Annotated in this window: 22 protein-coding genes; 7 read left to right on the forward strand and 15 right to left on the reverse strand. The window is 64.6% G+C overall.

Annotated features, from left to right (window positions below):
* Positions 1-28: 28 nt before the first annotated feature.
* From ACO07C_RS26905 to ACO07C_RS26940, 8 genes are all read right to left on the reverse strand, one after another.
* Entirely contained in the window at positions 29-901 is an 873-nt protein-coding gene (locus ACO07C_RS26905) for a metal ABC transporter permease (protein WP_421917204.1), read from the reverse strand.
* Complete coding sequence (locus ACO07C_RS26910) at positions 885-1,679, reverse strand: metal ABC transporter ATP-binding protein (protein WP_421917205.1); 795 nt, start codon at positions 1,677-1,679, stop codon at positions 885-887. The genes ACO07C_RS26905 and ACO07C_RS26910 overlap by 17 nt, the downstream gene beginning before the upstream one ends.
* The gene (locus tag ACO07C_RS26915; protein ID WP_421917206.1) at positions 1,676-2,557 is read right to left on the reverse strand and encodes a metal ABC transporter solute-binding protein, Zn/Mn family; all 882 of its coding nucleotides are present in this window, start codon (positions 2,555-2,557) and stop codon (positions 1,676-1,678) included. The genes ACO07C_RS26910 and ACO07C_RS26915 overlap by 4 nt, the downstream gene beginning before the upstream one ends.
* A gap of 228 nt (positions 2,558-2,785) precedes the next feature.
* Positions 2,786-3,901: a calcium:proton antiporter gene (locus ACO07C_RS26920; RefSeq protein WP_421917207.1), complete on the reverse strand. Its 1,116-nt coding sequence runs from the start codon at positions 3,899-3,901 to the stop codon at positions 2,786-2,788.
* A 208-nt stretch (positions 3,902-4,109) separates the two neighbouring features.
* Positions 4,110-4,343, reverse strand: coding sequence for a hypothetical protein (locus ACO07C_RS26925; protein WP_421917208.1), 234 nt, complete (start codon positions 4,341-4,343; stop codon positions 4,110-4,112).
* 87 nt (positions 4,344-4,430) lie between these two features.
* Positions 4,431-6,032: an ABC-F family ATP-binding cassette domain-containing protein gene (locus ACO07C_RS26930; RefSeq protein ID WP_421917209.1), complete on the reverse strand. Its 1,602-nt coding sequence runs from the start codon at positions 6,030-6,032 to the stop codon at positions 4,431-4,433.
* Positions 6,033-6,183: 151 nt separating this feature from the next.
* Positions 6,184-7,185, reverse strand: a complete 1,002-nt coding sequence (locus ACO07C_RS26935; RefSeq protein ID WP_421917210.1) for a hypothetical protein — start codon at positions 7,183-7,185, stop codon at positions 6,184-6,186.
* A gap of 148 nt (positions 7,186-7,333) precedes the next feature.
* Positions 7,334-8,149 carry a helix-turn-helix transcriptional regulator gene (locus ACO07C_RS26940; RefSeq protein WP_421917614.1) on the reverse strand — a complete coding sequence of 272 codons (816 nt, stop codon included), beginning with the start codon at positions 8,147-8,149 and terminating at the stop codon, positions 7,334-7,336.
* A 116-nt stretch (positions 8,150-8,265) separates the two neighbouring features.
* Between ACO07C_RS26940 and ACO07C_RS26945 the strand changes: the two genes are divergently transcribed.
* A complete protein-coding gene (locus ACO07C_RS26945; protein ID WP_421917211.1) occupies positions 8,266-9,153 on the forward strand; it encodes an SDR family oxidoreductase in 888 nt (295 codons plus the stop codon).
* 190 nt (positions 9,154-9,343) lie between these two features.
* Positions 9,344-9,577: a hypothetical protein gene (locus tag ACO07C_RS26950; protein ID WP_421917212.1), complete on the forward strand. Its 234-nt coding sequence runs from the start codon at positions 9,344-9,346 to the stop codon at positions 9,575-9,577.
* 95 nt (positions 9,578-9,672) lie between these two features.
* Here ACO07C_RS26950 and ACO07C_RS26955 read toward each other — a convergent pair whose 3' ends face one another.
* The gene (locus ACO07C_RS26955) at positions 9,673-10,092 is read right to left on the reverse strand and encodes a VOC family protein (RefSeq protein WP_421917213.1); all 420 of its coding nucleotides are present in this window, start codon (positions 10,090-10,092) and stop codon (positions 9,673-9,675) included.
* Positions 10,093-10,303: 211 nt separating this feature from the next.
* On the opposite strand from ACO07C_RS26955, the gene ACO07C_RS26960 reads away from it, so the two are divergent.
* The gene (locus ACO07C_RS26960) at positions 10,304-10,687 is read left to right on the forward strand and encodes a VOC family protein (RefSeq protein ID WP_421917215.1); all 384 of its coding nucleotides are present in this window, start codon (positions 10,304-10,306) and stop codon (positions 10,685-10,687) included.
* A 168-nt stretch (positions 10,688-10,855) separates the two neighbouring features.
* On the opposite strand, the gene ACO07C_RS26965 is transcribed toward ACO07C_RS26960, so the two are convergent.
* Both ACO07C_RS26965 and ACO07C_RS26970 read right to left on the reverse strand, forming a co-directional pair.
* On the reverse strand, positions 10,856-11,290 hold the full coding sequence (locus ACO07C_RS26965; RefSeq protein ID WP_421917216.1) for a DOPA 4,5-dioxygenase family protein: 435 nt from the start codon (positions 11,288-11,290) through the stop codon (positions 10,856-10,858).
* 131 nt (positions 11,291-11,421) lie between these two features.
* Entirely contained in the window at positions 11,422-13,458 is a 2,037-nt protein-coding gene (locus ACO07C_RS26970) for a putative bifunctional diguanylate cyclase/phosphodiesterase (protein WP_421917217.1), read from the reverse strand.
* 447 nt (positions 13,459-13,905) lie between these two features.
* On the opposite strand from ACO07C_RS26970, the gene ACO07C_RS26975 reads away from it, so the two are divergent.
* Positions 13,906-15,078, forward strand: a complete 1,173-nt coding sequence (locus tag ACO07C_RS26975; protein WP_421917218.1) for a GDSL-type esterase/lipase family protein — start codon at positions 13,906-13,908, stop codon at positions 15,076-15,078.
* 12 nt (positions 15,079-15,090) lie between these two features.
* Here ACO07C_RS26975 and ACO07C_RS26980 read toward each other — a convergent pair whose 3' ends face one another.
* Positions 15,091-15,720, reverse strand: coding sequence for a DNA-3-methyladenine glycosylase (locus tag ACO07C_RS26980; RefSeq protein WP_421917219.1), 630 nt, complete (start codon positions 15,718-15,720; stop codon positions 15,091-15,093).
* A complete protein-coding gene (locus tag ACO07C_RS26985) occupies positions 15,699-16,079 on the reverse strand; it encodes a nuclear transport factor 2 family protein (protein ID WP_421917220.1) in 381 nt (126 codons plus the stop codon). The genes ACO07C_RS26980 and ACO07C_RS26985 overlap by 22 nt, the downstream gene beginning before the upstream one ends.
* Before the next feature lie 178 nt (positions 16,080-16,257).
* Here ACO07C_RS26985 and ACO07C_RS26990 point away from each other — a divergent pair, with 178 nt between their 5' ends.
* The 3 genes from ACO07C_RS26990 (at position 16,258) to ACO07C_RS27000 (ending at position 20,179) form a co-directional block, all read left to right on the forward strand.
* Positions 16,258-17,406 carry an amidohydrolase gene (locus ACO07C_RS26990; RefSeq protein ID WP_421917221.1) on the forward strand — a complete coding sequence of 383 codons (1,149 nt, stop codon included), beginning with the start codon at positions 16,258-16,260 and terminating at the stop codon, positions 17,404-17,406.
* A gap of 141 nt (positions 17,407-17,547) precedes the next feature.
* On the forward strand, positions 17,548-18,906 hold the full coding sequence (locus ACO07C_RS26995; RefSeq protein ID WP_421917222.1) for a sensor histidine kinase: 1,359 nt from the start codon (positions 17,548-17,550) through the stop codon (positions 18,904-18,906).
* 106 nt (positions 18,907-19,012) lie between these two features.
* Positions 19,013-20,179: a sugar ABC transporter substrate-binding protein gene (locus ACO07C_RS27000; RefSeq protein ID WP_421917223.1), complete on the forward strand. Its 1,167-nt coding sequence runs from the start codon at positions 19,013-19,015 to the stop codon at positions 20,177-20,179.
* A 54-nt stretch (positions 20,180-20,233) separates the two neighbouring features.
* Here the strand turns inward: ACO07C_RS27000 and ACO07C_RS27005 are convergent, their stop codons facing one another.
* The gene (locus tag ACO07C_RS27005) at positions 20,234-21,736 is read right to left on the reverse strand and encodes a helicase HerA domain-containing protein (protein WP_421917224.1); all 1,503 of its coding nucleotides are present in this window, start codon (positions 21,734-21,736) and stop codon (positions 20,234-20,236) included.
* A gap of 208 nt (positions 21,737-21,944) precedes the next feature.
* Entirely contained in the window at positions 21,945-24,995 is a 3,051-nt protein-coding gene (locus ACO07C_RS27010; protein ID WP_421917225.1) for an NB-ARC domain-containing protein, read from the reverse strand.
* Positions 24,996-25,055: the final 60 nt, after the last annotated feature.

The following is a 25,055-nucleotide window of genomic DNA, read 5'->3' on the forward strand; positions in this document are numbered from 1 at the left end:
TGGCCATATGCCCTCAAAGAGCCAGCCTTCATCGAGGCTCGGCGCCGTCTTCGAGAGTTTCCATCATTCGCGGTTCATCGGCCGCCGGCTGGCCCATGCGGCGAGAGGCGGGGAGGCGTCCGACGTAGCCGCTGGCGAGATAGGCCGCCGCACCCAGTGCCGTGATCCAGAAACTTGTCGGCCAGTCGGTCCGGTAGGCGAGGGCCAGGCTGATCCAGGCGATGGCGATGGCCAGAGCGACGGACACCAGCATGCCGGCAAACACGCCGCGTGTCAGCCTGAAGGCGGTTGCCGCCGGGGCCACCATCAAGGCGAAGACCAGAAGCACTCCGACGATCTGGGCGGCTTCCGCCGTGGCGAAGGCGACCAGGACCATGAACAGCGTCGAGACCATGGTCACCGGCACGCCCCGTGCCTCGGCCAACTCCGGCTGCAGGCTTGCGAAGAGCAGCGGCCGGGCGATGACGACCAGCACCACCAGGATTCCTACCGCTAGCACTGCAAGGATGATGACGGTGCGCAGGCTGATGCCCAGCACATTGCCGAACAGCACATTCGCCGCCTGTCCGGCAAAGGCGGTGTAGAAATGCAGGAACAGCAGGCCAAGGCCAAGCGACGAGGTCAGCACGATGCCGATGGCGACGTCGCGATGCGCGCGCTCGCCGAGCAGGCCGATGCCGATGCCGGCGATGACGGTGAAGACAGTGAGGCCGAAGAACGGCGACAGGCCGATGAGCCCGGCCCCGGTGGCGCCGGGGAAGCCGACATGGGTGAGCGCGTGGCCGGCGAAAGTCTGGCCGCGCAGCACCAGGAAATAACCGACAGCCCCGGCGACGATGCCGACCACGGTGCAGGCATAGAAGGCATTGCGCATGAATTCATAGTCAAACATCGTGGCCATGTGCCGCGCCCTCCAGTTCGATATCATCGGCCATGACGAAGATCCGGCCGGCGACCCGCATCACCGTGATGGGCGTGCCATAAAGCCGCGACAGGACGGGTCCGTTGATCACCTCGTCGACGCCGCCGATCGCGACACTGCCGTTGCCGAGGTAGAGCACGCGGTCGACGGCGCGCATCAGAGGGTTGATCTCGTGCGAGCAGAACAGCACGGCGATGCCAAGCCGCCCGCTGACCTCGTGCACGAGGTCGATGATGGCGCGCTGGTGCGCGGCGTCGAGGCTGATCAGCGGCTCGTCGAGCAGCAGAAGCCCGGGGGCGCCGATCAGCGCCTGGGCAATCAGGATGCGCTGGCGCTCGCCGCCGGAAAGCTCCGCCAGCGGACGCCGGGCAAGGTCGGCGGCGCCGACCTCTTCCAGCGCCTTCCAGGCGGCCTCCTTCTCGGCGGCGGTGGCGACCGGCCAGCCCCAGCGATGGCCGCCGGCGGCGGTGAGCACGAAGTCGATGCCGCTGATGCCGGCATGGGGCAAAGCGCGCCGCGTTTGCGGCATGTAGCCGATGGTCGGGTTGCCCCGCGTCGGCGGCCGGCCAAGCACCGAGATTGCGCCACTGAGCGGCCTGACAAGGCCGAGAATGGCGCGCAGCATCGTGGTCTTGCCGGCGCCATTGGCGCCGAGCAGGCCGACAAAGGCGCCTTGCGGGATGGAGAAGGAGACGTCGTAGAGAACCCGGCGCCCCCCATAGCCCAGCGTGACGCGCTCGAAGGCGACGGCGCTCATTGGGTGCGGGCAGCCAGCGCGTTCCGCACCTCGTCGATCTGGCCGCCAAACCAGGTCTGGATCGTCTTGCCCGCCGGCTCCGTCTCGGTGACGCCGATGACGGTGACCTTGTTCTGCTTGGCGATGTCGAGAAGGCGGGTCGTCGCCTCGTCGGTCACCTGCGAGTTGTAGAACAGGATTTTCGCCGAGCCGTCCTTCAGGCTGTTTTCGAACGCCGTCACCTGCGTCGGGCTGGGCTCGGCATTGTTCATCACCGTGACCTGGAAATCATAGTTCAGCATCTTCAGCCCAAGCGCCTCGGCCATGTATCCGAAGACAGGCTCGGTGGCGGTCACCCGCGTCCCAGCATAGGTCTTCCTGACCTCCGTGATTTCCTTGTCGATCCCCTGCAGCGATGTCTGGAAGGTCTTCAGGTTGGCCTCATAGTGGGCGGCATTGGCGGGGTCGCGCTTCGAGAGGTCGTCCGCCAGCGCCTTGGCGACGGCAGGCAATGTCGCCGGATTGTACCAGAGATGCGGATTGTCGCCCGACTTCTTGCCGATGAGGTCGGCGGCGACGATGGTGGTGTGGTCGGGCCTGGTCGAGGCCGACAGCAGCTTGTCCATCCACGGATCGTAGTCGGCGCCGTTATAGATGATGACCTTGGCGTCCGCGATGCCGCGCGCCGTCGAGGGGCTGGTCTCGAACAGGTGCGGGTCGTCGTCGGGATTGGAGAGAATGCTGGTGACCTCGACATGGCTGCCGCCGATCTGGCGGGCGAGGTCGCCATAGAAATTCTCGGCGGCAACGATGTTTATCTTCTCGTCGGCCCTGGCGGCATTGCCAGCCAACAGCGGCGCTGCAACGAGCAGTGCCGCCAGCAATGGAACGGAACGCATTCTGGTCTCCTCAGCAATCGGGAAGTTGCGTGCGCGGGGAACTCCGCCCACTGATGTTATGTAATACAATAACGTTTGTGGTCGAAATGTGGCGCAAGCCAGGGCCGCCGCGGGCGTGCGTACACGAAGCCGTGAGGCGCTTGACGGCCTCGATGGTGTTCGGACTATCGGGCTGTCGATCCGCTTGCAGGGCTAAGTCTCTGTCCTTGCGCGCCCGGACGCCCTGGATCAGGGCACCGCCGAGACCAGCAGGAAGACGGCGAAGATCACGAGGTGGATCGCGCCCTGCAGCACCGTGGTTCGGCCGGTCCCCAGCGTCAGCGTCGAGACGAAAAGCGTCAGCGCCAGTAAGGTGATGTTGGTGGGCGAGACGCCGAGCACCAGGTTCTGCTTGAGCACCAGCGACACGATCGCGACGGTCGGGATGGTCAGCCCGATCGAGGCGATCGCCGATCCCAGCGCCAGATTGATGCTGTTCTGCAGCTGGTTCCTGACCGCCGACTTCGCGGCCGCCATGCCTTCCGGCAAAAGCACGATCGCGGCAATGATCACGCCGACGAAGGCCTGCGGCAGCCCGGCGGCGGCAATACCCTTGTCCAGCGGATAGGACAGGACTTTCGCGAGCAGCACGACCGCCACCAGGGAGACCAGCAACAGGCCGAGGCTAAACAAGGCGATACGGTCGCTCGGTTTCTCCGGCGAAGCCTCCGTGTCCTCGGCCGTCGGGTCGATCGCGACCGGCGCATCGAGAAAATAGTCGCGGTGCTTCACGGTCTGGACGAACACGAAAACACCCCACAGCACCAGCGCCGCCATGCCGACAAAGACGACCTGCAGGCTGGAAAAGGACGGCCCTGACACCGTGATCGTATAATTGGGCAGGATCAGCGCCAGGGCGGCGAGCGTCCCGAGCACCGCCAGCGCGGATGAGGCGCCCTGCAACTGGAATGTCTGCTCGAAATGGCGTCTTCCTCCCATGATCAGGCAAAGCCCGACGACGCCGTTGAGCACGATCATCACGGCGGCAAAGACGGTGTCGCGCGCCACCGCGTCGCTGCCTTCGGCGCCCGTGAGCATGATCGACACGATCAGCGCGACCTCGATCACCGTAACGGCCACCGCCAGCAGTATCGAGCCGAACGGCTCGCCGAGCTTGAGCGCCAGGACCTCCGCATGGTGGACGGCCGCGAAAACCGCGGCGGCAAGCAGAACGGCGGCAAGAACAAGCACCAGTGTCGCGTCCGAGGGGACGATGCCGGTGAATTTGAGCGCCAGCAGAACGGCGGCCAGTACAGGCGCGACCCAGGTCCAGGTCGGGATGGAATCGTGACTGTGTCCGGACATCGGGTGACCTCCTGAGATTTTCCGCGCATGACGGCGTTGCCGCGACGACCACAATGCACTGTAGCCCTCTACAAGCTCAACCTCGGCTTGTCCGGAAAATCTTGGCCAACCGTTCGAAACAGCGGCGTGGCCCTTGAGGGCGGACCTCCAAACGGGCCGGGCTAGCCCGGGGCTCCGATGGCGGGATCGGGAGATGCGGGCAGGGCGCCTATTCAGCCTCCTGCGTACGCTCCCCCAGGGCAAAGGCCTGCAAATTCCTTGCCTTGCCGATGTCCTGGTCCGCGTTCGCAATGAGGGAGAAGAAAGCCGCCCTGGCGATGTCCTTCTTGGACGCGTTGGGATGAAATTTCCTTGCCGCCTTGATGAGCTGCTTGGGCGTCATGTCGGGGGTGACGAGCCGCATCAGCGTATCGCCGATCGCCTGCATCTCGTTCGCTTCCATCAGGGAACTCCATGTTGGCTGCCGCCCCGGGAGCCTAAACCATCTCGCGGCCAAAAGGGAATTATTCGACACGGACGGTTTCGCCGGTCATCCCTGCGTTCCCGTCGTGTCGCCGAGATCGAGTCTTCCGGATATGCCGATGGCGTCCAGGAAGGCCGCGTCGTGGCTGACGACGAGCAGGGCGCCGTCATAGGCGCGCAATCCCGCCTCGACCGCTTCGATGGACGTTATGTCGAGATGGTTGGTCGGCTCGTCGAGGATCAGCAGCGACGGTGGCGTCGGTCCGCCGAGCACGCAGGCGAGGCCTGCCCGCAGCAACTGGCCGCCGCTCAGGCTGGAGACTGTCCGCAGGGCTGCGTCGGCGCGGAACATGAAGCGGGCAAGGGCTGCCCGGCAGGCATTGGCGTCGGCCGAGGGATTGATGCGGCGGAAATTGTCGACAATGGAGGCCGACGAGTCGAGCAGGCTGACCGATTGATCGAACATGGCGAAGTCCGTCGGGCCGCGCACGGTGCCCACCCATGGAAGCAACGCCCCGCTGACAAGCTTGAGCACCGTCGTCTTGCCCGACCCGTTGGGGCCAGTGACGGCGATACGCTCCGGCCCGGTGATGGAAAAGGACAGGTCGCGCAGGATTGGCCGGTCGGGCTCGTAGCCGGCGCTGACCCGGTCGAGGCTCAGGACGGTGCGTCCGGCCGGCAGGCCGGTGGCGGCGAGACCGACCGAGAAAGGCTGAAGGATTTCGATGCGCTGGCGGGCCGAGGCGGCTGCTTCCCGCGCCTGCGCGCGGCGGCGCTCGCCAAGCCGCGCGGCCTCGCCGCCGCTGTCCTGGCTCCGGTCCTTGCGGGCGCCGGCAAGGACGCGCGGCATGTCGCCCTTGGCGCGCTTGCGCTGGCCGGCGCCGTCCTTGCGCGCCTTGCGCTCGGTGCTTTCCTGCGTCTTGCGGTCGATGTCGGCCACGCGCTGTTCGGCATCGGCAAGATCGCGCTGGGAGGCGCTGAGCTCCAGGGCCTTGCGCTCCCGATAACGGCTCCAGTTGCCGCCATGGCTGCTGGCGCCGAGCGATGTCAGTTCGACGATGGCGTCGACCGTATCGAGCAGCTCGCGGTCATGGCTGACGATGACAGCGCCGCCGCGCCATTCGGCGAGCAGGCCGATCACCGCGTCGCGACCGGCGCGGTCGAGATTGTTGGTCGGCTCATCCAGAAGCAGGAAGTCCGGCTCGGCGCAGAGCAGCGCCGCCAGCCGGGCACGCGTCATCTGGCCGCCCGACAGGCTCGCCAGCGGCGTATCCAGGGCCTTGTCGAGCCCGGCGCGGCCAAGCGCCGAAGCGATGCGCGCCTCCAGCGTCCAGTCGGCATTGGCGAGTTCATCGAGCGTGGCCGTGCCCTGTTCGGCACGGCGCAGCGCACCAAGCGCGTGGCGGGCGCCGAACAGGTCGGCAATCGCCATGTCCCGCGCCACCTGCACGTTCTGGCGGAGCAGGCCGACGCTGCCACGGACCGAAACGGTGCCGGATTGCGGGCCGCGCTCGCCTGCCATCAGCGCCAGCAGCGTGCTCTTGCCGATGCCGTTGCGGCCGACAAGGCCGGTGCGCCCGGCGCCGAAACTCAGGTTGATATTGGAGAGAAGCGGGCGGCCGTCAGGCGTCGAAATGGTGAGGTCGGACAGGACGATCGAAGCAGGCATGGATATGATTTCCCCAGGAGGCAAGGCGGGCGGGCGTTGCGTTGGGGGTGAAATCCATGGCGGCAATAATCCTGTAGACATGTCCGATGTCTGTCAGCTAGGCCCGCCGCACCCTGAAATCAAGCTCCGCGAGCCAGGCAGGGGAGACCCGTTACTGCGTGCAGATCGGCAATGGCTGCGGCGGGGGCGCGGGATGATCGGCCTTGTACTTGGCGATGACCGGCTCGAGCGTCTCCTTCGGCCAGAATTTCGGCGTGCCGATCTGCTTCAGGCAGGCGGCGTTCCAGTAGAGGCCGGTGCCCGCCAGCGCGTGGCCGCCAGCCGCGGCTTTCGCGACGGCGGCGATGTCGCGCGATTCAGGATAGATGTAGAGCGTCGTCGGCCTGTCCTTCATCAGCGGGATGATCAGCTGGGCGTCCTCCGGCGTCCAGCTGGTGCAGCCATTGCTGCGGCCGCCGGCGTAGGTCACCAGCGTGCCCGCCGGCACGAAACCGTCATGGTTGGCATAGGGGCTGGCCGGATCCTTGCGCATGCACAGGCCTTTCAGCACCTGGGCCGCGTGGCCGCCTATCTTGCGCGGTCTTGCGTTGGCGGTTTCCCCTTCGCCGTTGAACTGCACGAAGGTGCGCATGAACACGGCGTTCTGCTTGGCGCCGACGCGGTAGTAGCCCTTGAACGAGGTCTTGGTGTCGCTCGTCATGTAGGCGCCGCCCGCCGTCAGCTCGGAATCCATGGCGTTGCCGAAGTTCTTGGAGCATTCCCGGCCGTTGGCGAAATTGACGACGCCCTTCAAGTTGCGGCCGGCGCCATGGCCCGCCGCCACCGCGCGAAACGTCTGGTTGGCCTCGCAGATGATGTAGTAGCGGTGCCCGAGCACGCCGTTGCCGAGGTCGCTGGGGCGCGTGGCGTCCATGGCGAAATAGCAGGGGTTCTTGACCGCGCCTTCGCCAACCTTGCGCTGGTAAAGCGCGCGTGCGCGCTCCAGCACCACCTGCGAAATCTGGTCCTCGCCGTCGCCGACATGGGCCTTCAGCCAGGCCGGTATGCCCGGCGGCAAGGCGGCGAACGAGCGCGCCGACGCCGTCAGGCCGATGACCACGACGAGCAGGCCGAGAATGGCGACAAACCCCACGGGAACAGATTTCAACCGCACCGGACCTCCTGACGAAACCACCAGCGATTCGCTGTTGCTGCCGGGCCTGTATCATAAAGGGGAGCGCGGCGATCGGCGAAACACATCTTGTTTAGCGGGGCGCGCGTTGTTCAGCGGGCGTGCAGGGGGAGGCACGTGTTCCACCGGATCACGCCGACCCGGGTTTGCGCGGCGCCATGAGCGACCTGATCCTGTCGGCGTCCTCCTTGGCGATCGGATTGTAGACGATCATGCTGAGGTCGAGGCGGCCGTCGACCGCGAATGCCGAATATTCAAACGCGATTGGCCCGAGAAGCGGGTGGCGGATATGCTTGACGCCTTCGCCATGGGCGCGGACATCGTTGTCGCGCCACATGGCCTTGAATTCGGGGCTGAGCCGGCTGAGTTCTTCGACGAGCGGTTCCACCGCCGACGCGGCGCCCGCCCGCGCCGCCTCGATCCGGAAGGCGCCCACGACGAAGCGCGCGACGCTTTCCCAGTCATGCTGCGCGGCGCGGGCGCGCGGATCGAGGAACATGAAGCGCAGGATGTTGCGCTGCTCCGGTGGCAGCGATCCGTAATCGTGCAGCATGACGGTCGCGGCCCTGTTCCATGCGACGATGTCCCATGCGGCGGTCCTGATCAGGGCGGGGCTCGGCTCCAGGGCGTCGAGCACGCGCTGCAGCCGCGGCGTGACGCCTTCCGTCCTGTAGCGCGCCTCCGGCGGGCGGCCGAGGCCGAGCAGGAAGAGATGCTCGCGCTCGACATCGGTCAGCATCAGGGCGCGCGATATCCGGTCGAGCACATCGGCCGAGGGCGCGCCGCCGCGTCCCTGTTCCAGCCATGTATACCAGGTCGGGCTGATATTGGCGCGCCGCGCCACCTCCTCGCGGCGCAGTCCCGGCGTGCGGCGGCGTGCCGGGGACAGGCCGAAGGCCGCCGGATCGAGCTTGGCCCGGCGATCCCTGAGATAGGTTCCCAGCATGTTTGCGTTGGTCACGCGCCCGTATCCTGTTAGCAATTATACCCCGATAAGGTCACTACTTTAACAGGATACAGGAACGGCACATAGCTGTCTCCAACGAAGAAGGAGACCTGCTCATGCGTGTGTTCGTAACCGGTGCCACCGGAAATATCGGCTCGGCCGTCGTCAAGGACCTGATCGCGGCCGGCCATGAGGTGCTCGGCCTCTGTCGCTCGGACGACAAGGCGGCGGCGCTCGCCGCAACCGGCGCCGAGGTCCATCGCGGCTCGATCGAGGACGAGGACAGCCTGAAGCGCGGTGCTGCCCGGTCGGACGGCGTCATCCACCTGGCCTTCAACCACAATTTCGCGAATTTCGTTGCCAATTGCGAGGATGACCGGCGCGTCATCCGGGTTCTGGGTTCGGCGCTCGCCGGCTCCGACCGGCCCTTGCTGGTGACGTCGGGGACGCCGATCGCCAACACCGTGCCCGGCGAGCCGGCCAGGGAAGGCAACGCGACCATCGGTGCCGACGTTCATCCCCGTGCGGCCTCGGAGGAAGCCGCCGTCGAGGTCGCCGCGAGCGGGGTCAACGTCTCCGTGGTCAGGCTGCCGCAGGTCCACGATCCCGTCACCCAAGGTCTCATCACGCCCGCGATCGGACTCTATCGCGAAAAGGGCCTATGCGCTTACGTGGGAGACGGTCTCAACCGCTGGCCGGCCGCCCATGTCCTCGACGTCGCGCGCCTCTACAGGCTGGCGGTCGAGAAGGCCGAGCCGAACGCCAGGTATCACGCCGTCGCGGAAGAGGGCGTGCCGATGCGCGATGTCGTCGAGGCCATCGGCCGGCGCCTGAAACTGCCGGTCAAATCCATAACGCCGGAAGAGTCGCAGACCTTCTTCGGCTGGCTGGCCATGTTTGCCAGCCGCGACATGCCTGCCTCAAGCGAGCAGACGCGAAGGACGCTGGGATGGCACCCGACCGGGCCGGGATTGATTGAGGATCTCGACCAGTTGCGGGTGTGATCGGGCGGCTTCCACGGTTCGTCCGTGGCATCGCGCAAGCCGCCTCGGCATCGAGGGGCGGGGACAGGTTCCAGTCGGCGCTTTAGCCGCTTACCGGAACCCAGGAGCCTCGCACCGACGGTCTCATTGGTATCGACGTGGCACGAATCTGTGCTAAGCCGCCGCCCGACCAACCAAAAGGACGACACAAGTGAGCGAACCGACCGTGGCCGAGGCGACCGAAAGCATCTATGCATCGCTGCGGGCAGACAATGCCGATCTCGACGCGCATATCGCGGCGCTCAAGGCCGCGCTGGCACGAGAGGGTACAAAACAGGCGGTGTTCGATCCGAGCAAGCTGGCGCAGGGCAACCGTTCGGGCCGCAAGCTGATGCAGGCGTATTTCCGGCAGCGCGGCGTGAGCGTGAGCTTTTCGGGCCAGTAGAGCCGCGCGCGGGCCGAGTAGAGCCGCGCGGGCATTGGGGCTCTGCCGGGATTTCCAGGCCGGCCCCGGCCTCGAGTCCGGTCGATCAAACCCGGTCAGTCCGCATTGTCGCCCGAAGGCATTGCGGAAACGTCCATCCACATCGCGCCGACGGCGTGGCCGTCGGGATCGGCGAGGTCGCGAGCGTACATGAACTCGTGATCTTCGACCGGATTGATGTCTGCAATTCCACCATTCGCCGCGGCCGCGGATGCCATCGCGTCGACGGCCTCGCGACTGTCCAGGGACAGGGCCAGCATCACCTCGCTGGACGTCGATGGCGGGATGGGGCGGGTGGTCATGGTCCGCCATTTGGCGTGGCTGAGCAGCATGAAGTTGATGTCTTCACTCCACACCATCCATGCAGCCGTCTCATCCGGAAACCTGGGGCTTTTCCTGAATCCGATGGATTCGTAGAACGCCAGGGATGCCTTCAGGTCGGCAACTGGCAGGCTGACAAAGATCTTCTTGCTCATCCATGATTCCTCTCGGTGCTGGGATGCCAGTCCGGCGAACGGCTCCTGTTTGAAGACGGTTGACCGCCATCGGATCCGACACGGCATCTCAACTTTTTTAGACGCCCGCGCGGCGGCACGGCTCGAGACACCGGGGCATCCCGCGATCCGGGGCTTGGCGTTGAACGTGTCACGCTTGGCCTCGAACCCTGGCTTAGGTAGAGTTCGCGGCATGCTGGACGCCATTCACCACGTCGCACTCATCTGCACCGACTATGACCGGTCGCGACGGTTCTATGTCGACCTTCTCGGACTCGATCTGATCCGGGAGGTCTATCGGGAGGAGCGGCAGTCATGGAAAGCGGATCTGAGGATAGGTTCCGTCCAGCTGGAACTGTTCTCCTTTCCCGCGCCAGCGACGCGGCCGTCCCAGCCAGAGGCTGCGGGCCTGAGGCATCTGGCATTTGCAGTGGCGAATCTTGAAACCGTAATAGTGCGGCTGGAAGCCGCCGGCGTTGCCGTCGAGCCGATCCGGATCGACCCGTATACGGACCAGCGGTTCACCTTTTTCAGGGACCCGGACGGACTGCCGCTGGAACTCTACGAAACCCCGTAAGGAAAGGTTCGAACGCGCCGCGACGCCGCCCAAGGCGGCATAGGCGGCCGGCGGATGAAGTCCGCCAACCCGGATGCGTCATGCTTCTGATTGCCTAGGGTCAACGGGCGGCAAAGCCGTCCGCCCCGTAGAGCTGACCGCGATCGACAAGGTTTGCGCTGGGGAACGCTACACAGGCAGTGAGGGGGTGGTGTTCGGCTCCAGCGCCTCCTCCGCCTCATGATCGTCGCCAAGGGTATCGCCGTGCAACGCCAGCGGCCGGCCTATCCAGACGGGATCGACCAGATGGTCGCGGCGAGGGTTGGTCGTATTGGGGTGGATGAGGATGCTCAATCCGCTATGGTTCAGCATCAGCCACGGGACGAGAGAGGCGAAAATCTCCTTGGCGAACGAGACCTGGTACATGGCTTGGTCATGCGGGCCGACTTTCCGGTCATGCCAGTTGCCCAGGCGCACGCGGAACCGCTCTCCGATGCGAAGGCGCAGCCATTCGGCATGTTGCCGCTCGGTTGGCCCGTCATAGTAGACATGGGCGTGATAGCTGGCAATCTCGGCGAGCGGCCTCGGATCGGGCAGGCCTGGACCGGCGGCGTCTTCGTTCACCTCGATGCACTCCTCGATGATTGTCGCGCCGCGGGAACCGCATCCCGGTCGGGGGCTGCCCCTCCTGTCCCGGCGGTGCGGCGAATGGCTATATCCGGGCATTCAGCCAGAGAACGAGGCTTTGAGCAAGGTCACCCGACAGGCTGATGGCCCTTGGGCGTCGTGCTCGCGGCACTGACGCGTCGGGCCGCGTTGCCGCTTTGGGCAATGCGCAGCGAAACCGCATCGAACAATCCGGCGCCGGCGGAATGTGTCGCGTCGAAAGCCAGCGCGTCCGACTGGGGAAGTGCCGCCGAGTAAAGAAAACCCTGCGCGATCGTGCAGCCGAGCCCGCGCAGGATGAGGCGATCCGCGTCGGTCTCCACCCCCTCCGCCATGACCTCTATCCCCAGCGTGTGGCCAAGATCGATGACCGCCTTGACGAGGGCCTGGTCCCCAATTGACTTGGCGAGGTCGCGCACGAAATTCTTGTCGATCTTGATCTTGCGGATGCGGCTGTCCTTCAGCGCAACCAGGGTCGAAAAGCCGGTGCCGAAGTCATCGAGCACTATCGATATGCCGGCGTCGGCGAGGCGCCCCACCTTTTCGTCCACCCTGTCGCGATCCACGGGCGCTTCTTCCGTGATCTCTATCTCGAGCATCGCGGCGGGCAGGCTCTTCGCCTTCAGGATGTCCAGGATCATCTCGTCGACATTGCCGGCCTCGAGCTCGCGCGGCGAGAGGTTCATCGCGACGAGCACATCGCGGCGGCCGAGTCCGATCAGTTCCTCGATCATGCCGCAGCAATTGTGGAACACGGTTTCCGTCAGCAGGGAAAGCAGGCCGGTTTCGCGCGCCGCGGTGACAACCTCGGGCGGGGAAATGGCGCCATGAACCGGGTGTTGCCAGCGCAGGAGCGCTTCGAAGCCGACGACGGCATTGGTGTCCATGCGCACCAGGGGCTGGAACCACGAGCACAGCCCGCCGGTTTCGATGGCCCCGCGCAGGTCGCGCTCGATGCAGTGCTTGCGTTCGAGCGCGCTGTCGAGCTTGGCGTCGAAGAGACGATACTCGTTCCTGCCGGCGCGCTTGGCCGCGTAAAGGGCGAAATCCGCGCGCGGCAGCATCCGCGCCAGCAGCGGGTTCTCCGACAAGTAGATGCCGATCGAAGCGCCGACGCGCACCGAATTCAACCGCGGATCCGGATTGGCGATGGCCGCGATGATGGCGGATGCAAGGTCGTCGACGGGACGCGGGGAACCGCCGGCGGGAAACAGCAGCACGAATTCGTCGCCGCCGATGCGCGCGATCGTCGCGCCTTCCGGTGCATGGCTCTCTATCTCGCGCGCGACCTTGACCAGAAGCTCGTCACCGATGTTGTGGCCATAGGTGTCGTTGACCGATTTGAAGCCGTCCAGGTCGATCAGCATCGTGACGAACGGACCGTCGGCGGGCCCGAGCTGCCGGATGGCATTCTCCAGCCCATGCCTGTTGAGCAGATTTGTCAGCGGATCGCGCCTGGAGTTCCGTTGCATCTCGGATGCGAATTCCCGCGCCTCGTATTTGAGGCGGCTCGTCTCGCGGAATCGGGCCTGCCCGATAAGCGAGCCCCGGATCATGCCGCCGAGAAAGAGCAGGATCGTGAAGGCGAGCACAGAATTCTCGATATTGCCTTTCGCCAGGATGCATCCGGCGGCGACCAGGAGTGGCAGCGTTATGAAGTTGATCGAGGCCGGCGCGTAAGATGTCCCGTAGGTGACTGAACCTGCCGATGTGCCGGCAAGCACGATCAGATAGAGCGAAGCCTGGGGCGTGCTGTATCCGTCGGTCAGGACGGCCAGAAAAGACCATGCAATGCCCGACGCCAGGGACAGCATCCCATACATGGAAAGCCGGGCGCCGACCGTCTTGTGGCGGCTGGCGGCCGTGTTCGATTGGCCGAAGGCAAGCGCCATGCGCCAGCAATTCAGCGTGCTGACGGCCGCGAACCACAGCACCGCCGCGAGCCCGCCGCCTGAAAACATCTGCACGGCCAGGATCAGCGCCGACAGCACCGTGCCGATAGGCATGGAGATGAAGATCCCCTTCCTCAGATCGGCCAATTGGTCGCGCAGGATTCCGGCTTCCACGGCTTCGCTCTGCCCCTGGGGACGGGGCCCTGCAATCAGCCGCTCATAATGCCATGCCATGGCATCGTGGTAGGCCAGCGAAATGAAAATCGTGTTAAGGATTTCAGCAGTTTACGGTGCATAACCCGAAATAAGGCAGGCAACACGCGCGAGAAGTATTTTCGCGGGCAGGCCTTATGAATCAGCCGCGAGGCCCGCATATTTCACGGCTCCATTGCCCGCCATTCAATCTGTCGAGGGAACGTTGCGGATAAGCGGAGGCTCATTGGGATGAGCGAACGTATATCTGTCGTTCTTGTGTCGTGGCGATCTCAGAAATCATTATCGCCGCTGATTTTCTGTTTCCAGAATGCCGGTTCCGGGAGCAGTTGGCTGTGAATATCGCGACCGCTATTCTATGCGCGGCCTTCATCCTGTCTTCCTTCGGCGCGATTGCTCGGACGTCCGCATGACGGCGCATTTGCGGGCGGGACAGCCATTGCGTCAGAGACCCTTCAGAGACCCTTCATGGCACAAAACTGGATCACCACCCCCATCAGGCATGCGCTGCTGCGCGGCTTCATCGAGCTCGAACAGACCGCGCGGGGCGTGCTGCCGCACCGCTTGCCGGCATGGGCGAGGGCGCAGTGCGCCGATCCGCAATTGGCGATGGCCGAATCCCAGCCTTCAGGCGTGCGGATCGCGTTTCGCTCGCGCGCAACGGCGATCGAAGTCGACAGCTTTGCGACACGGTTCGTCTATGTCGGCGTGCCCCAGCGTCCCCCCGGCCAATATGATCTGCATGTCGATGGGCGTTTGGCGGGTCAGGCCTGCGCCGCCGATGCCGATGTCGTGACATTCGACATGGCCACGGGCGGTGTTTCGAAGCGGCAGGGCCGGATCAGCACGCTGCGGTTCACCGGCTTGCCGGACGGCGACAAGGCGATCGAGATCTGGCTGCCCTACAACGAGACCACCGAACTCGTTGAACTGCGAGCCGACATGCCGCTCGAGCCTCTTGCCGGCGAGGGACGCAAGGTCTGGCTGCATCATGGCAGTTCCATCAGCCAGGGTTCGAATACGGCCAGCGCCTCGACGAGCTGGCCGGCGCTGGCGGCCGCTCGAGGCGGCGTGGAACTGATCAATCTGGGGTTCAGCGGCAGCGCCTTGCTCGACCCTTTCACGGCACGCGTCATCAGGGATACGCCGGCCGACCTGATCAGCCTGAAGATCGGCATCAACCTGGTCAATGCCGATCTGATGCGGTTGCGCGCCTTCACATCCGCCATGCATGGCTTTCTCGACGTGATACGCGAGGGCCGGCCAGCCGTGCCGCTCCTGCTGGTGTCGCCGCTCTACTGTCCGATCCACGAGGAGACGCCGGGTCCCGGCGCCTTCGACATGGACGCGCTGGCGGCGGGCAGCATTGGCTTCCGGGCGACGGGAAATCCGGCCGATCGCGCGCGGGGAAAGCTGACGCTGGTCGGCATCCGGCAGGAACTGCAACGGATCGCTCGGCAGCGCATGGCTGATGATCCCAACCTGCATTATCTCGATGGCCTCGACCTCTACGGTCCGGCCGACTTCGCCGACCTGCCGCTGCCAGATGCGCTTCACCCAGGCGCCGCCGCGCATCGCCGCATCGGCGAGCGCTTCGCCGCCTTCGCTTTCGCGCAAGGCGGGGCGTTGTCTGCCCGGTGACAGCGGCCGTCCTCATTTGCTGAGGGATGCCGGGCCGCTGACGAACGGGCTGCCGCGGAGATAAAACCGCAAGGGACGGTCCGCGTCCTTCGTGATGCCGATCCTGGTGCTCTGGCCGATCTCGCCGGGTTCACGGTCATCATGCGCAAGCCATAGCGGTCCCGGCTGGCAGAGATCGAGCCCGTCGAGCGAAAGGTCGATCCGCAGCGCGGCGGCCAGCCGCCCCGGTCCTCGCGTCAGGTCGCGCAGGCGATCGACGCCGCGATTTTGCCGCATGATGGCGACGCCTTCGACCGGTTCGAGCGCCCTGATCAGCACGCCGGTTCCAGTCCCCGGCGCCTCGCTGGAGACATTGAGCATCCACGCGACGCCGTAGGCGAGATAGACATAGGCGTGGCCGCGCTCGAGGAACAGCGAACGGTTGCGCCGGGTCATGCCGCGAAAGCCGTGGCCGGCGGCGTCGCCGACGACATAGGCCTCGGTCTCGACGATGCGGCCGCTGACCATGCCTTCGGGCAGTTGCCTCATCACCAGCTTGCCGATGAGATAGCGGGAGAGTGCGGCCGTATCCTCCGGCAGCTCCGCGCGCCCAATCGGTGGGTGGTCGTCGCTGGTGGAGGTCACGGTATCCGCTCGACCCATTGCGCGCGCGACGGACCCGGCTCGAACGGGTCGCCGAAATACTGCGTCTCGCGGGCAACCTTGCCGTCGAGGAATTCCATGATGCTCACCGTGTAGGACGGCCGCCCGTCATAGCTGAGCACATATTCGGTGATCCACAGATCGCCGGCGCCGACAATGCGCCGCCCGGTGAAGCGCTTGCGGTTCGGCTGCGCGGCGCGGGATGACTGGATGTTTTGCCGTCCACGGATACGCTCGCCCGATTGCGGATAGTCGAGTATCGCGTCCTCGCGGTAGATCGCGTGTTCCGCCTCGAAATCATCCCTGTCTGAAGCGGCCCAGTGGCGATCGAGCGCCGCTCGTATCTCCCGGTCGTCCATGTCGAACCTCCCTGGCCACCCCCGCTGATGTCCTACCATATGCCCTCGCGCCGCGCCGTTTCCAGATGGCGGACCGCGACGGGCGGCTCTTATCCGTGGATCATCGATGCGGGCCGGGAAGGCGCTGGAGCAATGGCTGCTTTTGTGGAGAATACGGCGCAAACGGAGGCGGAAGAATTTGACCCTGACCAACAGAGACATTGTCGAGCTGACGGCGTGGCGGCGCAGGCTGCACCAGAATCCGGAAATCTCCAATGAGGAGGAGAACACCGCCCGCGAGGTCGTCGAATTCCTCGCGGACACAAGACCGGACAAGGTGCTGACCGGATTGGGCGGCCATGGCGTGGCGGCGGTCTATGACAGCGGCAGGGAAGGGCCGACGGTGCTGTTTCGCTCGGAACTCGATGCCTTGCCGATCGAAGAGCTGTCGGGCGCGCCGCATGCGTCGCTGGTGCCCGGCAAGTCGCACATGTGCGGCCATGACGGGCATACAGCCATCCTGGCGTCGCTTGGCCGCCAGCTGGGGCGCGCGCGGCCGGCGCGCGGCCGCGTCGTCCTGATGTTCCAGCCGGCGGAGGAAACCGGCAATGGCGCGGCGGGCGTCGTCGCCGACCCGCGCTTTGGCGAGATCGCGCCGGATTTCGCCTTCTCGCTGCACAATCTGCCCGGCGTGCCGTTCGGCGAAGTGCGGGTGAAGCCTGGCGTGGTCAACTGCGCGTCGCGCGGCATGCGCATCATGCTGGAGGGCAAGACCGCGCATTCGTCGATGCCGGAAACCGGCGTTTCGCCGATGCTGGCGATCAGCCAGCTGATGCCGCGACTTCCCGCGCTCGGGCGCGGTACCTTCGCCGATGACGAGTTCAGCATGGTCACCATCACCCATGCCGCGATGGGCGAAGCCGTGTTCGGCATCGCGCCTGCCCATGCCGAGGTCTGGGCAACGCTGCGCACAAGGCGCGACGAACGCATGGCGGATCTTTGCGCGGCCGCCGAGGCGCTGGTCACGGAGATAGGCGGCCAGCATGGGCTTTCGGTAAGCTGGGACTATCACGAGATCTTCGTCGCCAGCGTCAACGCGCCGGACGCGGTGGAGCATCTGCGGCGGGCACTCGATGAAGAGGGCGTACCGCAGCGCGAGGAAGACCTGCCGATGCGCGCTTCGGAGGATTTCGGCATTTTCGGCCACGGCGCGTCGTCGGCGATGTTCTTCCTCGGGGCAGGTGAGCGGCACCCTGCCTTGCACAATCCCGACTACGACTTTCCCGACGACCTGATCCCGATCGGCGCGAAAATCTTCATGCGCACTGCGCGCAACCTGCTGGGGTGACGTGGTGCTGCTCGGGCGGGATAGCGCGGCCTCATGGCGGCATTGGCCGTGTTCGCGCCGAACGGAGGGGTTCAGCACACCGGCCATATTAGCGCGCACTCCATGATGGCGCGGCGGGCGGAAATCGGGCAGGAGTAGGCCATGCCCATGTCCAGCCGCTATATCGTCCGATTCACTTCCGCTGCCTTGCTGGTCGGATTTCTCGCGCTGACGGCCATCGTCGCCATGAACTTCTGGCTGGGCGAGCGCGCGCAATCCTATTTCGACGACGCGATCGCGGCGCGCGACACGCGCATCGCGGCGGTAGAGCTGCGCAACGCGATGCAGACCGCCGAGGCCAGCCAGCGCGGCTTCATCATCACCGGCAACGAGATCTATCTGGCGCCCTACCAGTCCGCCAAGACGCAGGCGCAGCGTCGCCTGCTGGCGCTGGAGACGCTTCTGCCGGCATCGCCGGACTCCGCGGCGACGCTGCAGCGGCTTTCCACCATCATCTCCAGCAAGTTCGACGAACTGGACCACACGATCGAACTCAAGCGCAGCCAGCGCGACGACGAGGTGCTGGCGATCTTCCGGACCAACAAGGGCAAGGCACTGACGGACGAAGCCAACGTCTTCTTCGCCGGCATCATCGGCCGGGCCGACGACCGGCTGACGGCCGGCGTCGACGAGCAGCGCACCAACACCGGCTTGCTGCGGCTCGTTTCGGCCATCGGCGCGCTGGTCATCGTCGCGGTGGTCAGCGGCGCCGCCTATGGCGTTGCCCGCTACACCAGGGAGCTTCGCGGCACGCGCGACGAGGTCAACACGCTCAACCGCGACCTCGAGCGGCGCGTCGCCGCTCGAACCGCCGACCTGGCGCAGGCGCGTGACCGGGCCGAGCTGCTGCTGTCGGAGGTCAACCACAGGGTGGCCAACAGCCTGGCCCTTGTCTCGTCGCTGGTGAACCTGCAATCGAAGGCCGTCAATGACAGCGGCGCGAAGGATGCGCTGGCCGAAACGCAGGATCGCATCTTCGCCATCTCGCTCGTCCACAAGCGGCTGTATGGAACGGGCGGGGTCGGCTCGGTCTCCCTCGACGAGTATCTGAGCGGGTTGCTGGATCATCTGCGCACCTCGCTGCGCAGCCAGGTTCACGGCGTCAACCTGTCCTATGCCATCGATCCGATAGAGCTGGAAACCGACATCAGCATCAACCTTGGCGTGGTCGTCACCGAACTCGTCACCAATGCTTTCAAATATGCGTATCCCGACACGGTCGGGGAGATCCGCGTGCGTCTTGAAAAGCTGCCGGACCAACAGGCGGAGCTGGTCGTCGAGGATGATGGCGTTGGCCGCGCCGAAGGCGCGCCGGCCAAGGGCACGGGTGTCGGCAGCAGGATCGTCAACGCCATGTGCGTCAGCCTGGGGGCGAAGATAGACTATCAGAAACGTCACCCCGGCACCGCCGCCCGCCTGGTGTTCTCGACCAAGCCCCGGCGCACCGCGCCAGCGCAATAGGCGACCGCACGCGGGAGCGGAACCGGTTGCACCGGCATGTCACGCGGTTGCTTGCGAAGAGCGCCGCACCCTGCTTTATCCTGCGCGGAAATGGGGAGGACTTTCGATGCCTTTCGATCGAAAGATTTTTGCGGCGGTCAGGGCCGCGCGGCCGGTGTTGCTGCTTGCGTTGGCGATGTCGATGTCCTGCGTGTCCGGCCCCGCCAGCGCGCGGGACGGCGCGCCCGGCATCACGCAGCGCACCGTGTTTCCTGCCTTCGATCCCGCCGCGCCGGCGTGCTCGCCGCCGCCGGGCCTGGGCAAGGTGCTGGGCTTCGTCCAGGAGAACGACCGCGACTTCCTGCAAGGCGCCGATCACGGCCTGGCGATGGCGGCGAAGGATCGCGGGCTGGAATATCGCCGTGTGCTGACGCAGAACGATCCGGCCAAGGCGGCCGAGCAGATACGGTCCTTCACCGCCGGGAAGGTCGGCGGACTGATCGCCACGTCGTCCGATCCGGGCGTGGTCAGCCGTTCCATCCAGCAGGCGATCTGGTCGGGGGCCTTCGTCGGCACCATCGTTCCGCCGCCGGCGACGCTGCTGCTCAACGCGCCGCAATATGCCACGGGCAAGGTGCTGACCGACGCGGCGATCGCCCACATCAACGCCAGGCTGGGGGGAAAGGCCAATGTGGTCCTGCTGACGCAGGACACGATGGAATTCCTGGCGCCGCGCTTCGAAGCCATGCGTGACGGCCTCAACGCCATGCCCGGGGTCACGATCGTGGCCGACATCGCGCCCAGGCCGGTGACCAAGGAGGGCGGCTTCGAGACCATGAAGACCGTTCTGCTGGCAAACCCCAGGATCGACGTCGTGCTGGGCGGCGACGCTGTGGTGCTGGGCGCGCTGCAGGCGCTGCGGGCCGCCGGAAAGGACCGGCCCGACCAGTTCCTCGGCGGCATTGACGGCGAGCCTGAAGCGGTGGCCGAGATCAAGAAGGGCGACAGCCCCTACAAGGCCAGCATTTCGCTGTCGTCCCCCGTCTTCGGCTACGCCATGGGGCAGTTCGCGGCCGACTGGCTGGAGGGCAAGAGCGTGCCGCAGGCCATGGACATCCTGCCCATCGCGCTGACCAGCGCCAACATGGCGCAGTACGAGGCGGACCTGGCCAACCCCGCGCCGGTCTTCGCCGACCCGGCGCGGCGCGACGGCTACCTCAAGATGTACGGCAACATCTGCTACGACACGCGCGACCGCTATGTGAACTTCCCCTGGTCGTCCGAGCAGAAGTAGCGGATTTACAGCGGCGACCGGCGCACGAAGCAGGGCTGGTCGCGCGTCGGCCCGTCAAAGCGCCAAACTCCCTTGCTCCACCTCTTCGGCGCCGGGGTCGCCGGGGGCTGTCGCCCAGGCCAGTTCCACCAGCGTGACGGTGCGCTTGCCGGTGCCGTCATACTGGCACACGATCAGGCCCTGTTCCTCGATATAGGTGAGCAGGCGGCGCGCGCGGCGCAGCGAATGCGAGCCATAGGCGCGGGCGATGGCCGCGTCGCTGGGGCAGGGCCAGCCTTCCTTGGCGGCGCGCGCGATCATCATGAACACGCCCTGCATGTCCTCGGGCAGCAGCGACGCGCGCACCGAGACATCCTGCCAGGCGTCGTCGTTCGCCATGTTGGAACCGACGCCGGCGCGCGCCCGCGTCAGCATCCGGCGGAAGCCGCCGAGATCGGGCACGACGGAGGCGAGGCCCTCGATGCGGCAGCGTACCACGAACTCCTGGTAGAGCACGCCGATGACGCGGAAACCGGCGTCGGGCTGCGCCAGGATGGCTGACAGTATGCCGTCCATGCGCTCGCGCCGCTCGGCGAGGTCCTCGGCGCTGACGGCGGGTTCCGCCGGTTCGGGTCGGATTTCCAGCGCCGCCGACTTCGCCGCCATCAGCTGGTCGAGCAGATCGGGCGAGGGCTGGCGGCGCGGCGCCCGAACGGTCTCGGGCGGCGGTGCGGCCAGGATGATCGAGCGGGCATCCTCGAGCGCCGATTCCGGCAGCGGCATCAGGCGCGGCGTGCCGTTGCGCGGGCTGGTGTCGGTCGGGCCGATGCGCAGGCCCAGCGGCCGGCGCGACAGAGCGGGCCCGAGCGCCATGAAATGCCCGCGCTCCAGGTCGCGGAACGCCTCGGCCTGCCGCCGCTCCATGCCGAGCAAATCGGCGGCGCGCGCCATGTCGATGTCGAGGAAGGTGCGGCCCATGAGGAAGTTGGAGGCTTCGGCCGCGACATTCTTGGCGAGCTTGGCCAGCCGCTGCGTGGCGATGATGCCGGCCAGCCCGCGCTTGCGGCCACGGCACATCAGGTTGGTCATGGCGCCCAGCGACAGCTTGCGCGCCTCGTCGGACACTTCGCCGGCCACGGCGGGCGCGAACAGCTGCGCCTCGTCCACCACCACCAGCATCGGGTACCAGTGGTCGCGGGCGACCTCGAACAGCCCGCCAAGGAAGGCGGCGGCGCGCCGCATCTGGTTCTCGGCGTCGAGCCCTTCGAGGTTGAGCACGGTGGAGACGCGGTGCATGCGCGCCCGCTCGCCGGCCGCCTGCAGGCCGCGTTCGGTATGTTCCTCGGCGTCGATGACCAGATGGCCGTAACGCTCGCCCAGCGAGACGAAATCGCCCTCGGGGTCGATGATGGTCTGCTGCACCCAGGGCGCGCTCTGCTCCAGGAGCCGCCGCAACAGATGCGACTTGCCCGAGCCCGAATTGCCCTGCACCAGAAGACGCGTGGCCAGCAGTTCCTCGAGATCGAGCGTAGCGGGCGCGCCCGCTGTCGTCTGTCCCATCTCGATCGCAACGGTCATGTCTCGACTCTCCTTGAGCGGAGGGCTTATCAACCCGGGTGCGACCCGTCGAGCGGGGATGCGGGCAGGCGGGGCGTTGCGCACAACGGGTTGCAATCGAAGGTTATGGGCTCTCGACTTCGCGTGCTACTTAAGCGCGAATTTTGTGTCTTGCGGAGAGGAATGATGGGCGTCGGGAAGCCGGTTCCGACGACTGAACGACGGTTATTCAGCTGCGCATCCACCCGCTCACGATCCGCGCAGCCTTTTCGTCACCGACGATGGCGTCGCTACCGCGAATTTCCTCTAAGTCCGCGCAGAGCTGGCGTACACGCACTGGTGCGGAGGCTCCCAGCATTCGGATAGCATCGACGAAAAATGCTGTGGCCTTGGAGGTATCGCCTTTTTGCGCGAGAATTTGACCGATCCAGCGCCGCGCATAGGCGCCGTTGGATTTGCTCATCGAAGAGGAGCCCTTTTCCAGGATCGCCATCGATCGCTTGTAGCAGGCAAGCGCCTCATCCAATCGTCCCATGAAGTGCAGGCAGCGCCCTACGTTGCCGAACATCGCACCGTCCGAAGAAACGATTTCTGTCCCGGCTACAAAGTCCTCTATCTCAAAGCCCTGTCGGAAATAATCCAACGCTGCTGCTGGCTGGCCGACATCCCGTTGCGCGAGTGCCAATGTGTGTCGACAATCAAATTCTGTGTCGACGTTGGTCTCGCTCTTTAAGGTGACGCCCTTCATGGCCCAATCGACAGCGGAATCAAAATCGCCTCGCTGCCAGTACGAATAAGCCCGAACGTCGCAGAATTGGATGTAGCGCGCAGTCTTCTGAGGAATTGTGTCCTCGTACCGAGCTAAGAAGCTGTCTGCGGATTCCGTATCACCCAGTTGGTCAAGCGCGCCAACCATCACGCCCACGACCTTGTCAAATCTCTTGTACTGCGTGGGTGCGGTTTCCCAATCGATCGATTCAAAGAGGAGGCGCCCGACCCGGACATATTCTTGTACATGGCCGCCGCCGATGAGCGCGTCTTCAACTTTTACCAAGGTTTCGAACGCCTCTTCATAGAGGCCGGCCGAGACTTCGAGCTCCGCCTTTTGCGACCAGCGCTCTAGCATAGGAAAAGGCAAGTGAATGCCGAGCATGGATTCGATCGTGCCTATAATCAGTTCGTACTGATTTATGACCACACGTATGAAGCTGGTCCTCTCCGTGCGTTCGAACTTTGCTCGGACAAACTGGCGTACGAGGGGATGAAGGTCATAGAGGTCGGGGGCGTCGGTTTCGGGTTTCACGACGATCAGATTGAGAGAAATCAGCGATCGGAGCGCCCGGCTGAAGTTTTTATAATTGAGTTGAGAGGCGGCGAAGCCTTCGATTGTCTTCTCCGTTTCTGGTCGAACTGCCTCCGCCATGAAGCGGAGCAGGGTCTGCTCCCTGAGAGCGAGCTTGTCCCAGATGGATGAGAGCACGTCCGGAATGTCTTCGCGCCCGCGACGCATATCGTTGAGCAGCTTGCGCAGTGTCGTACCGGGGACTTTGGTAACCTGGACCGCAAGAAGGTCCAGCCAGAAAGCATGACCTTTGGTTAGCGCGTGCGCTTCGCGTATATCGGCCTCAGGAATCTCCTGATTGGGGGCACGCTTGGCAAAAAGCTCGATGGCCTCGTCTTCCGATATGCCCTTCATGACAAAGGTTATGACGGACGATGCCGAATACTGGACATCGGGGCGGCAGGTGAGAATAATCCGGCTGCCCACGTCGGATGCAGACATACGTTGGATGAGCATATCGATAATGCCGGTAAATGTGCGATTCTCGAGATCGACGTAGCTATCGACATTGTCGAAAACCAAGACCGCGTTGGCCTGCTTGATCTGGTCGATCAATACCTCAACAAGCTCGCCATCCTCCGCATCGGCAAGCCCATCTGCGGAAATAGTACCGTTCGAAAATCGGACGATGATTTCGACGATTTGCGTTCGTATCCGATCGCTCTGCTCTTTGCAGTCGCGCCAATCCCAAAAGCGGTAGCGCCCCTCCCGCTCTTCGAGGGTGGTTATATAATGGGCAGCGAGAACCGATTTGCCTTCGCCGCCAATGCCGCAAATGATCACTACCTTTGCGCTTGAGGTTTCTAGCGCACGTAGTTCATTTTCGCGGCCAACCCATATCTCGACGCTCGGAGGACGGTCGCACTCGAGCGGCGGTAGACGGAACAACTTAGCCCGATCATGGAAACGGACCGAAGGCGCGGGCAACTGCCCTGTGCCAGACATAGGCTCGGCGCCGGGAGGTGCGATCTTCTTGTCCCACAGGCCTAGGAGCTCTGGGAAAAATTCGTGGCAATTGATTCCTTTGTAGAATGTAACACGATTGCGATCGATGCCGGGCTGCAGGGTGGCGTAGAGATGATCGCTGAAGCTCGGGTGGTCTCCGTAAAAAGTCCAGAGAATTTCCGGGAAAAGATTGTCATTGCTGACAACGCCACTTAACGCGCCAGTGAATATGTCCGGCCAGCCGCCATAAGCAATCACAACGACAATCTTGTTTTGAAGGAGCTTCAGAAGATCGTTTTTGAGGGTAGGGCGATTCTTGATGAGCTGTCTGTTGGTGTGGAGGGTATCTGTGCCATGCCAAAAGCCATGAATGTGGATCACTTGGCATCCAGATGCAGTGCTCTGAAATATCGAACCATCGACGGACAGAGATGTACGCCAGGCGGCCCCACCGCTCCGAACGACCGACACCTCTACGAGTGGGTCGAAGTTCGAGGTGAGGACAATCTGACCAAACCGGTCTGGAAATCTCGCGATCAGCGCACCAAGCGAGGCGACGCCGGGGCTGAGATGCCAGACCTTAGGATCGGCGTCCAAGGCCCTAAGTGAATCCTCAGGGAGTTTGCCGATCGTCTCAGTCCAGTCAGACTCTCCGGTTGCTACCAGAGCTTGGCCGACGGCCCGCTTAATGATGCGGTTCGCTGCATCCTGCCCCGCCCTTCCGGATAGAAAGTCGAAAGCCGACTGGTATATGTTCGTGGACATCTTCAGCGTGGCGTCGAGTTTTTCGAGTTGGGCCTGCTTCGATGAAAATTCGGATCTGATGAGTTCCACTACGGCGTTAACGTCAGCAACGCCCGGCACACTTTCACATGGAGCAGTAAGCGGTGCACCTAGGACAAAGACGACATCCTTGTCCGATTGTTCAAGGCCTTCGTGTAAACGGTAGAGCAGAGCGTCCTTGTCAAAGAAGGTCATGTCTTCATTCAGCATGTAAAGATACCCAGTCCCCGTATTGAAGGGCTTACCATGTAGCGCTGCCTCTCGTTAGGC

The organism is Mesorhizobium sp. (genome assembly GCF_965229135.1).
Lineage (GTDB): Bacteria > Pseudomonadota > Alphaproteobacteria > Rhizobiales > Rhizobiaceae > Mesorhizobium.